This is a genomic window from Ruegeria sp. CF3 (assembly GCF_056537365.1).
The window spans coordinates 125943-136560 of record NZ_JBQFRK010000004.1 but is presented as its reverse complement, the minus strand read 5'-3'; the positions used below and the strand labels follow the sequence as shown (position 1 = coordinate 136560).

Below are 10618 nucleotides of genomic sequence, written 5' to 3'. Positions count from 1 at the left end.
TCGCCTCAGTCCACCAGCGCCTGGTAACTCAGAACTCTCAGCTCACGGCGCAGGGCATAGGCGCTCGAAGGAATTAGCTGCGTCATTAGTATCACAGTCATCTCCTCGATCGGGTCCACCCAAAAGGCGGTCGAGGCCATACCGCCCCAGGCAAATTCACCGGGTGAGCCGATGATCTTGGCCCGCGCCGGGTCTAGCATCACCGACACACCGAGTCCGAAGCCAACCCCCTCAAAGGTAGTTTCGCTGAAATGAGCCTGTCCCCGGCTCGCCAAATCGCCGCCCATGTGATTGCATACCATTAGATCAAAAGCCTTGCGCCCTAGTAACCTGCCTCCGTCACATCTGCCGCGCCGAAGAAGCATCGTCGCAAAACGCTGGTAGTCGTCCATTGTGGAGAGCAACCCACCGCCCCCGCTTTCCAAGGTAACCGGCGCAATGAAACCTTTCTGATCATCAGAAGCAACAAAGCCGCCTGGCGCGCGGTCATAGAGCGTGGCCAAGCGGCCAGACTTATCGGCCGATACGGCGAAGCCTGTGTCCACCATTCCGAGCGGATCAAATATCCGTGTCTTAAGAAATTCGCCGAGAGTCTGACCACTGATAACCTCGATCAAATGGCCGAGAACATCCGTCGAAAGGCCATAAAACCAACGGTCACCCGGCTGAAAGGCCAAGGGAAAACTCGCCAGCACTTCAACAGCTTCCGCCATCGTCGTCAGACCTCTGTCAAAGTCGAGACCACTATCCGAAAGGGCACGCTCCAGCTCGTTTCCCTGCGGATCACCATAGACGATCCCCGCCTGGTGTGTGAGAAGATCATGGATTGTAATACCCCGGTCAGCTGGCTCGGTCTCGTTCAGAGCGTGACCAGGACCCTTCCAGACCTGCGGGTTTGCGAAATCTGGGAGAAAGTCGCAAACAGGCTGATCCAGTTGAAACGCCCCTTCTTCATAGAGCATAAGCAGGGCGAGCGAGGTCACAGGTTTGGTCATCGAATAGATACGCCAAATAGTATCAGGTAATACAGGCCGCTTCGACTTTGCATCGGCAAATCCCGCACGCTCCGAAAAACATATCTTTCCCCGGCGAGTTATTTGCACAGCCAGACCAGAAAGGCGTCCCTCATGCACATGGGCGTTCATCCAATTGGTGATGCGCGACAGCTTAATCGGGTCTAATCCCAAGGTATCTTCTGGTTGCAAGTCGTCAGCTCCATATTGTCTCAACGTCAATCTGCACCGAGATTCTCTTGGCGTTCAAGCGATAGATAATCTATCTATAACCTAACTGAAATTATGCTTGAGTTGGCCATGAGTACACGGCGACTTCCCCACCTGACCTGGCTGCGCGCATTCGAAGCGTCGGCCAGGCATCTGAGCTTTACCCATGCGGCGCAGGAACTGAACCTGACACAAGCAGCGATTAGCAAACAAGTGAAATTGCTGGAGCATTACTTGCGCGAGCCGCTCTTTGAGCGCAAACCCAGAAGTCTGGTCCTGACCAAAGTGGGCGCCGCCTATCTACCGAAGGTCAGAGACGGCTTTGAACGCCTGGCCGCGGGAACCGAGGAAGTGTTTGGCCTGCGGCGCTCCGAAGTCCTGACCGTGCGGGCGCCGGTCGGGTATTCAGTTAACTGGATCGCGCCGCGACTTCAGGGATTCTTTGACCGCCACCCGGACACTGAAGTGCGTCTGGTCTCAAGTGTATGGGGAGATCAGTTCGACAATGAGCGGTTTGATCTCGATATCCAATACGGCACAGGGAAGTGGCCAGGATACAAAGCCGACCGGTTAACTTGGGAGGTGATCAAACCGGTTTGTTCTCCAATTTTGCTTGAGGGTTCCAAAGCGATCTGCAAACCAGATGATCTTGCCCACCATCGCCTGCTACACGTGCTCGGTTACGAGGAGGGTTGGGCTGACTGGTTGCGCTATGCAAAGGCAAGCGGTGTCAACTCGGGCCAGGGGTTACAGTTCGACACCTCGCTGCTTGCTTTCGAGTTTGCCTCTCGTGGTGGCGGTGTAGCTTTAGCACGGTCCTCAATGTGCGGCGTCGAGATCGAGCGCGGACGACTTGTTGAACCCTTCGAGCTCGAAGCGCCCCTGCAGGAGGCTTTCTACTTGATCGCACCGGAAGCGGATCGCGACCATCCTGATGCCCAAAATTTTCGCGAGTGGCTGATCGAGACGTCAGAAAACGACCTCGAAAACAAGCGCATTCGAGAGACCTATCCGGCTTGAAGCCGCACGCCTGCGTCAAGACGAATGGTCTCGCCGTTCAGCATTGGGTTTTGGATGATGTTAACGGCAAGGCGCCCAAATTCCGCGGGCTCGCCAAACCTGTTTGGAAACATCCGGCCATCTAGCATCCCGTCGATTACCTCCTGCGGAATATGATCAGCGATCGGAGTGCGAAATAATCCGGGCGCAATTGTCATGACCCGCACTCCTCGGGGCATGAATTCACGGGCGGCCTGCAATGTCAGACTGGCAATCGCGCCCTTTGAAGCCACATAAGCCCCCTGCCCAATTTGACCCTCGATTGAAGTAATCGAGCCTGTGTTGATGATAATCCCGCGCTCGCCATCTTGATTGAGCGGCTCCTGCTGCATCATCCGGGCTGCGCATTTCGTCATGACGCTGACGGTTCCCATCAGGTTGACGTTGATCACCCTCGCGAAAGCTTCTATATCAACTGGACCGTCCCGTCCGACAAGTCGCATACCGCCGGGGATGCCCGCACAGTTGACAACTATGCGAATTGGTCCGCTCCGGTCTTCGGCCAGATCCAAAGCGGCCTCGACCGCAGAACTGTTGATAACATCACAACCTATGCCAAGCGCGCCGATTTCCGCTGCCGCGTTTTTTACCCGAACTTCATCGAGGTCCAGCAAAGTAACTCGTGCTCCGGCTTTGCTGAGCGCCTGTGCAGTAGCAAGCCCCAGTCCTGATCCTGCCCCGGTCACGATCGCAGATAGTCCTTCAATATCCATGCGTGATAATCTCCGTTTGTTCAAAACTTCTTAACCCAGAACCAGAAGGTAAACATCGAAGTTCTATTTACCCTTTGGCCAACCAAAAAACATTTTGCCTCCGCGTGCAGTGCAATATGTCGGGACGGTCGGGTCACAAACCTGCGCTGTTGTTTCGAACAATTGCTCCGCGATAAGCAACTTCAGGCGGGTTGTGTCACACCCGCGACATGCCTTGTTGACAACTTCGGCAAGATATCCCGTCAGACGCAAATGCCGCGCTGAGAAGAAGTTCAGTTTAGGTGATCGAAACTGGATGATCGAAGAGTGGGTCGGATCACTCTAAAAGATTCGGCCCAGGTCAAGGACTGCAAAGCGGCCAATCCGTGCCTTCCCCGCTGACACTTAGCTCGGCAACTGCAAACCCGTCAAATGACAGAAAGGCAGACGTCTCGAAGCGTTGTGGCCAGCTCTCCCATATAGGTGTCATCGTAACCCGAGTCATTCTCCAGCACACTTAAGAATGCACAGCTGGTGCCGGTGACCATATCCACCATGAGGAACTGCCCTCCATAGCCAGCATGACCGATAAATCGACCGTTGGTCATGGTCTGGTTTGAGTACTTGAGCCAATTCTTGGGTGGTGTCATCGCTGGCGCGCGGCGGATCAGAGTTTCTTGCAGGAAACCGATGTTGGCCATAGGTCGACCGTGCAGGTCGCGGCCTTCCCGCGCCAGTAGCAACCCGAACCGCGCGAGGTCGCGCACGCTTAGACAACCGCCACCGGAAAACGCTGGGTGCCCGTCCTTGCTGAGGCTGATGTGAAACGCGCCCTCGTATCCTGCGGCATCAGCAATCTCTTCAATTTGTTCAGCCATTGGAATGGGCGAAACCTTGGCCGCTATCAGGGTCAGGACATCCGTGTTCGCGGATTTATAATCGGCTTGTCGCACCCCCGAGTTTGCCCTGAAACCAGTGATCGAGGCCGCAAATTCCGCAAGCGTGATTTCCTTTTCACCCACGCCGGGCAAGCGCCAACCCAGAGCGACCTCTTCAGTATAGCAGTCGGCATCGGGGTCAGCATAATCCTCGGTGAAGTCGTTATCGACGTTCATGTCGAGCAAAGATTGAATGCTGGCCTCGGCATACCCGCTGCCCATATCCGGCAGATAGTCGCGGACCTGCGCGTCCAATGACAACAGCCCCTGTGCAAGCAGACGACCTATGATTAAGTGGATGTGTAGCTTTGTCACCGACTGGATGGAATGCGGCGCTGAAGTCGAAAAATCATCTGCGGCTTTTTCCAGAATGATCTTGTCGTTCTTTAAACAGCAGAACGCAGAGAACGCCGGATGGGCAAGCATTTGTTCCAGTTCAGGCACACGGGCGCACAGATTCTGCTCGGCGGCTTCCAGCTGCAAAACCTCTCTGGAACGCACCATGAGACATCGGCGGAACAGCCGATATGCGTTGTGGAACCCATGCCGGCGAAATTCCGGTTGGTTCCACCGCTGCTTGTTGTCGTCTCCAACAGCCAGATCGGGATTGGGTATGATCTTAAACCTGCTCATGACCGGGGCACCTGGATCAAGGCATCAACGGCGACGATGTGATCTGGGTAGACAAACATCGGGTTGATCTCGACCTCTGCGACTTGGCTGTGCGCCTCTAGGAACGCCGCACAAAACCGGTGCAGCGCATCCGAAATTCGCGGAATGTCCGCCTTTTGACTACCCCGGTACCCTTCCAACAATCGAGCTACACGGAGCGAACACAATGCGCGCTCGATCTCGTCTTTTGAGGCAGGCAACAATACAGTGCGCGCATCTCTGACCAATTCGGTCAAAACACCGCCGCTACCGATCACCAAGCTGGGACCAAATTGCTGATCAGCACGCAGCGTGACGATCAGCTCTGCAAGCGGTTTGGGCGACATGGCTTCGATCAGAAAGCGATCCGTCACCGCCGCGCGGTCATACGCTGCAACCGATGCCGTCATTACCTGGATCGCCGAGGACAGCCCCTCCGCATCTTTGATCCCCAAAGCGACCGCGCCCGCTTCGGTCTTGTGAGGTAGGCTTGGTGACATCATTTTCAGTGCGACCGGATAGCCGATATCCTTCGCAACGCCAGCTGCCTCGGCCGCGTTGCAGACATGTCCGTTTGGCACAGCAACAGCCGTTTGCTTGAGCCAGGATTTACCTTTGTCTTCGGTCAATACCACTGGGTTTTGTATAGTTGCACCGGGTCGCAAGGCAGCAGGCCGGTCAACCCTTGTCCGCGCCCTTGTTTCGGACCACCAGATAGCGTCGCGCATGGCATTCAACGTCTCGTGAATACCCTGCATAGGCGCAACCCCCAGTTCAATAAGATGTCTGCGGGTCCCACGATCAAGATTTTCGGGTAAGGTCGCGCAGATCGCTGCCGGGACGGAGTGTTCCTGAGCGGCCTGCGCAAAAGCTGCAGCATCGTTCTGGTAGTAGATCTTGGACGCGTCCAACCCTTCTGCCGGGTAGTCCTGCACCAGAACAGCCAGATCCGCGTTGAGGGCCGATAGCGCCGTGGCAAAAACCGGGTAAGTCTTATCGCCCTGTCCCCAGATCGGGGTCGTATAATCCAGCGGGTTGGAAACCGTCGCGATCTCAGGCAGCAAACTGGTCAGGCTTTCCCGCCCTGTAGAGCCCACTTTGGGAAAGCACACACCAATCCTTTCCGAGTGATCTGCGAGCATCGTCGCCCCGCCCCCAGAACAGGTAAAGCCAGCGACACGCCTGCCTTGCGGCGCGCCTGCTACGCAGAGGTACTTCAGCGTTTCCAGAAACTGCGACGGGCTGGTGACGTCGATCACCCCGGTGCGATCAAACAATGCCTGATAAAGCTCGCTCGAACCGGACAGAGAGCCGGTGTGACTGACCGTCAGAGTCGCCCCAATGGCGGAATTGCCGGTCTTCAGTGCGACAACCGGAACCCCCCGATCCAGGGCTTTCAGCGCGGCGCGTTCAAAAGCAGCAATGTCACGCAACCCTTCGATGTGCAATCCAATGGCGCGCACAGCCGGGTCTTCAGCAAAGGCATCCAGGAATTCCTCAATCCCCAAGACCGCCTGATTACCTGCAGAAACCATATAGGCCATTGGCAAGGAACGCGCGCTCATGGTGATGTCGGATGAGAACATACCGGACTGGGTAACGATCGCTGCACCGTATCCCGGCGACCAGCCGCCATGTTCAAATGACCAAAGAGCGGCATTGTCGATATAGTTGATCATGCCATAGCAGTTTGGGCCGATCAGAGCCATATCTCCGGCGACTTCGATCAGATCTCGTTCTGATTGTATGTCGCCAGTTTCCTTGAAGCCCGCGGAAAAACAAACGACACCACCTGCACCCATCTGTTCCAATTCTCTCAGGGCATCAGTCACCCCGGCCGCAGGGATAGCGAGATAGACGGCATCAGGTGGCTCCGGCAGGTCCGAGATGCTGGGAACACAGCCCACGCCATCCAGATCGGCGCGTTTGGGATTAACGGCCCACATTTGCCCTTGAAATCCACGCCGGCGGGCTTCGCGCACGGCAATGGTCGCATCACGTCCACCAATAAACGCGATGTGGCGCGGCTTTAAGAGACGCTCAAGATTTTCGCGCCGCGCCGGCGTCATGCGCCAAGTGGCCTCAGGATGGACCTGGTGATGATGTGGCGTTGGATTTCGCTGGTGCCGTCCCAAATCCGCTCCAATCGGCTATCGCGCCAGAACCGTTGGATCGGCATTTCCTCCATCAATCCCATGCCACCAAAAATCTGAACGGCATCATCGGCGATCTTGTTGAGCATCTCTGAGCAGTAAACCTTGACCATTGCCGCATCTGCATCACCCATGACACCCGCTTCGGCACGTGCAACGGCGTCTTGCACCATCAAATCGGCCGCGCGCAACGTCATCGCACCGTCCGCCAAACGGAAGCCGGTGGCCTGAAACGTACCGATCGGTTTACCGAATTGCTTGCGCGTTGCGGCCCACTCGGTCGCCAGGTCAAGGATGCGTTCGGCCTTACCGCAGCAGGTCGCGCCGACCCAGATACGCCCCATGCCGAGCCACTTTCCCGACAGCTCAAGCCCGCGACCCTCTTCGCCCAGGATCTGGTCCGGACCAAGACGCACATTGTCGAAACTCAACTCAAAAGTCTTGTAACCGCGATAGCTGACGCAATGCGTCCCTTCGCGGCAGTCGAACCCCGGAAGGCCCGCATCGACCAGAAAAGCCGTCACCCGTTTGCGTGGGCCGCGTGGTGTTTCATCTGTGCCAGTTGCAGCAAATACAATCGCGAAATCCGGCATGCAGGGACCGGAGATAAAGTGTTTGGATCCATTCAGGATCCAGTCACCCCCGTCGCGTATCGCATTGGTCTTCATCCCCATGACATCCGAACCTGCGTCAGGCTCTGTCAAGGCAAAGAGCTCACGCTTTTCACCGCGCACGGCAGGAAGCAAATATCGCTCACGCTGGTCTCCTTCGCAGGCCATCAGCAATTCCGTCGGGCGCGCCGCCCAGCTTTGTAGCGCATGGCTTGTACGGCCGTATTCCCGCTCGATCAGGGACATGGGTCCATATCCCAGCCCTCCGCCACCGACCTCTTCGGGCAGGTTGCAGGCGAAGAGGCCCAATTCATGCGACCTCGCCTCAATCTGGCGGCCGATCTCCTCGGGCACATAGCCTAAGCGGTCCACCTCTTCTTCATGCGGATACATCTCTGTTTCGACAAATCGGCGAACAGTGCTAACCAGAAGCTCTGTTTCGTGACTGGTTTCCAGATTCATGGCAGCCTCATTCATTCTGCCTGAGCCCGCGTGTTTCGCCGCGACAGAATCGCAGAAACGGCAAAGGCAATCAGGGTGATGGCAATCAGGATCACGGCAGCGGCAGCCACTGTCGGATCGGTGTTTTCACGGATGCCGTTCCACATGCGGCGCGGCAGCGTGTAGACGCTGTATTTCGAGATGAACAAGGTCACCACGATTTCATCCCAGCTGAGGATAAAGGCAAAGAGCGCCCCGGCAAAAACCCCCGGCCTGATCGAAGGCAGGATCACCCGGCGCATGGTGGTCCAGTTGGAGGCCCCGAGATTCTTGGAGGCTTGTTCAAGCTTAGGATCAAACGTTGCCAAAGACGCGCTGACCGTGATCAGCACCATTGGGGCTGCCAGGATTGTATGCGCAAGGATCAAACCGGCGTAGCTGTCCAATAGACCCAGAGGGATCCACAACCGATAGAACGCCATGGCGGAAATAATCTGCGGTATGATCAATGGCAGCAGCAGAAAGGCGCGAACCAATTCGCTGTACCGCGATGACACCCGCCATAGACCGATCGCACAAAGCGTGCCTAAAAGCGTCGCTAATGCGGAGCAGGAAACGGCAATTACGCCACTTTGGAAAAAGCTCGAAAGCCATTCCTCACTGGTGAACAGCTTCTCGAAATGGCGCAGAGAATACTCTCCCTGTGGCATGGACAAAAAGCGTTTTGGCGTCAACGAAACAGGGATGGCGATCAGGGCGGGTGTCACTAGAAACAACAGCAGCACCCATGCCCCCACGCGGTTGAAAAATGAGAACAGGCCCGGCTTCATCGCGCTGCCCCCCCGAACACCGTGCTCAGCTTCATGAACCGCGACATGATCCAAAGCATCGCCAGAACGCCAAATAGCATGATGGCCGCCAGCATCGCCGCCGTGCCCCACTTCAAAGTCACCAGCAATTGAACCGAGATGTATTCTGCCACCATCAGCACCTTGCCGCCGCCCAATACGGCCGGGGTCACATAAAACCCAAGGCTGAGGATGAAGACCAACAGGGTCGAAGCCACAAGCCCCGGCATGGTCATCGGCAGGTAGACGCGCCAGAATGTCTGGCTTCCGCTGGCCCCCAGGTTGCGCGAGGCGTCCATCACCCTCTGATCAATGGATTGCATCGAGACCAGCAATGGCAACACCGCATAGGGGATCATGTAATGCACCATTCCGATCAGAACGCCCAACTCATTGCGCATGAAGGCGACGGGTTCGGCAATCAGGCCGATGTCCTCAAGCGTGACATTGACCAATCCTTTGCGTCCCAGCAGCATGAGCCAGGCGAAGGTGCGTACGAGGATGGAGATCCAGAACGACACCAATAGCAGGGTCAGCATGTAAGTCTTCTGGCGTTGATGGCAGTGCACCATCGCGTAGGCGATGGAATAGCCGAAAATGACGCTGAAGACCGTCGTGATGATGCAGATGCGTACCGTGGTCCAGACAATGCGGATCAGGGCGTCACCTTCCGTCAGCTTGGCATAGTTGCCGAACCCGGGCTCGGGGTCTGTCACGCTCAGCCAAAGGATATTCAGGATCGGCCCCAGATAGAGCGCGACCACCATCAGCAGCAAAGGCGCGATAATCAGCCATCCTGGGTGGATATGACGGTTTAAGGCTTGCATCCAGAGCTTTCGACATGGGTTTGGCAACCCGACCCTTAGGATCGGGTGACCATAAGCTAAAGCGATCAGCTGATCGCTTCGAGGAAGGCATTCACCGCGTCGCCGCCGTTTTTACCCCACCATTCAGGATCGTTGTAGACGATCTTGTCGATGTTCATGGCCGAGGTTATCGCATAAGGCTGTTGGTCCTCGGGGATCTGGCCAAAGGCCTCGGGATTCGACGGGGTCATGCCAAGGCAATCCAACAGCGCCAACTGCGCTGGTATGTCCTGCGCCGTGGCGATGAAATCCATGACTGCGGCACCCGCCGGGTTGCCCTTGGGCACGATATAGGCCCCCGGCATCGCCATCGCCTGATTGTTCACCAACTTGTACTGGCCATCGGTGTCGTTTTCGATGTTGCGACCCCGGTTCTGCCAGATGATCGCCATCGAGACCTCGTTGTTGACCACCATCGAGTGAACTTCCGATCCCGAGCCCCAGTAAAGGCTGTCATCTTTGATCGACTGGATTTTGTTCAAAGCGCGGTCCATATCAAGCGGGTAGAGATCGCTGCCAGCGACGCCATCGGCCATCAATGCGGCCTCAAGCGACCCATTTGCCCATTTGTAAAGCGCACGGGTCCCGGGGAATTTCTCGGTATCAAAGAAATCGGCCCAGTTTTGCGGTGGATTATCGCCATAGGCTTCAGTGTCATACACAAAGGCATACCCGTAGAGGATGATCGACACCCCATATTCCAGCGCATAGCCGGGCAGTGTTTTCTCCTTGGACACAACGGAATAGTCAATCGGCTCCAAGTGCCCTGTTGGTCCAAGTGACACCGCGTTGAATAAGTCCGCATCCGCCACATCGGCAGTCACATTGCCGCTGTCGACCATTTCCTTGATCTTGCCTTCCAGCGGACCAGAGGTATCAAACTTCAAACCTTTGCCGGTTTTGGCGGTAAAGGCCTCACCGATGGCCGAGCCATGGCATTCTTCGGATTGGCCGCCCCAGTTCCACATCACGACATGGTCTGCCGCCGCTTCGGCGTCGCCCGCCAGTACCGCATTCATTGCAACCCCCGAGGCACCGCAAAGCGCCAGAAACGTGCGCCGGTCCATACGGCCAGCCCTAAACGCCTGGGCACTTTCGGCAAGCATTTCCTTTTTGAATTGTTTATCGTGCATTTT

The 10618-nt window shown here is 56.4% G+C and carries 9 protein-coding genes; 1 reads left to right on the top strand and 8 read right to left on the bottom strand.

The window, feature by feature from the left end; all coding sequences use genetic code 11:
- Nucleotides 1-5: 5 nt before the first annotated feature.
- Nucleotides 6-1205: a serine hydrolase domain-containing protein gene (locus ACR0KC_RS15115; protein WP_480791187.1), complete on the bottom strand. Its 1200-nt coding sequence runs from the start codon at nt 1203-1205 to the stop codon at nt 6-8.
- 108 nt (nt 1206-1313) lie between these two features.
- On the opposite strand from ACR0KC_RS15115, the gene gcvA reads away from it, so the two are divergent.
- On the top strand, nt 1314-2243 hold the full coding sequence (gene gcvA / locus ACR0KC_RS15110) for a transcriptional regulator GcvA (RefSeq protein ID WP_480791188.1): 930 nt from the start codon (nt 1314-1316) through the stop codon (nt 2241-2243).
- Here gcvA and ACR0KC_RS15105 read toward each other — a convergent pair.
- From ACR0KC_RS15105 to ACR0KC_RS15075, 7 genes are all read right to left on the bottom strand, one after another.
- Nucleotides 2231-2995 carry an SDR family NAD(P)-dependent oxidoreductase gene (locus ACR0KC_RS15105; RefSeq protein ID WP_170740605.1) on the bottom strand — a complete coding sequence of 255 codons (765 nt, stop codon included), beginning with the start codon at nt 2993-2995 and terminating at the stop codon, nt 2231-2233. The two genes, gcvA and ACR0KC_RS15105, sit on opposite strands and share 13 nt — an antisense overlap.
- A 407-nt stretch (nt 2996-3402) precedes the next feature.
- Nucleotides 3403-4545, bottom strand: a complete 1143-nt coding sequence (locus ACR0KC_RS15100; RefSeq protein WP_480791189.1) for a serine hydrolase domain-containing protein — start codon at nt 4543-4545, stop codon at nt 3403-3405.
- Nucleotides 4542-6632 carry an acetate--CoA ligase family protein gene (locus ACR0KC_RS15095; RefSeq protein WP_480791190.1) on the bottom strand — a complete coding sequence of 697 codons (2091 nt, stop codon included), beginning with the start codon at nt 6630-6632 and terminating at the stop codon, nt 4542-4544. The genes ACR0KC_RS15100 and ACR0KC_RS15095 overlap by 4 nt, the downstream gene beginning before the upstream one ends.
- Nucleotides 6629-7789, bottom strand: a complete 1161-nt coding sequence (locus tag ACR0KC_RS15090) for an acyl-CoA dehydrogenase family protein (protein ID WP_480791191.1) — start codon at nt 7787-7789, stop codon at nt 6629-6631. The genes ACR0KC_RS15095 and ACR0KC_RS15090 overlap by 4 nt, the downstream gene beginning before the upstream one ends.
- An 11-nt stretch (nt 7790-7800) precedes the next feature.
- A complete protein-coding gene (locus ACR0KC_RS15085; RefSeq protein WP_480791192.1) occupies nt 7801-8598 on the bottom strand; it encodes an ABC transporter permease in 798 nt (265 codons plus the stop codon).
- Nucleotides 8595-9443, bottom strand: a complete 849-nt coding sequence (locus ACR0KC_RS15080) for an ABC transporter permease (RefSeq protein ID WP_480791193.1) — start codon at nt 9441-9443, stop codon at nt 8595-8597. Before ACR0KC_RS15080 ends, ACR0KC_RS15085 begins: the two co-directional genes overlap by 4 nt.
- Nucleotides 9444-9508: 65 nt before the next feature.
- Nucleotides 9509-10615 carry an extracellular solute-binding protein gene (locus ACR0KC_RS15075; protein WP_170575253.1) on the bottom strand — a complete coding sequence of 369 codons (1107 nt, stop codon included), beginning with the start codon at nt 10613-10615 and terminating at the stop codon, nt 9509-9511.
- Between the last annotated feature and the right edge of the window lie 3 nt (nt 10616-10618).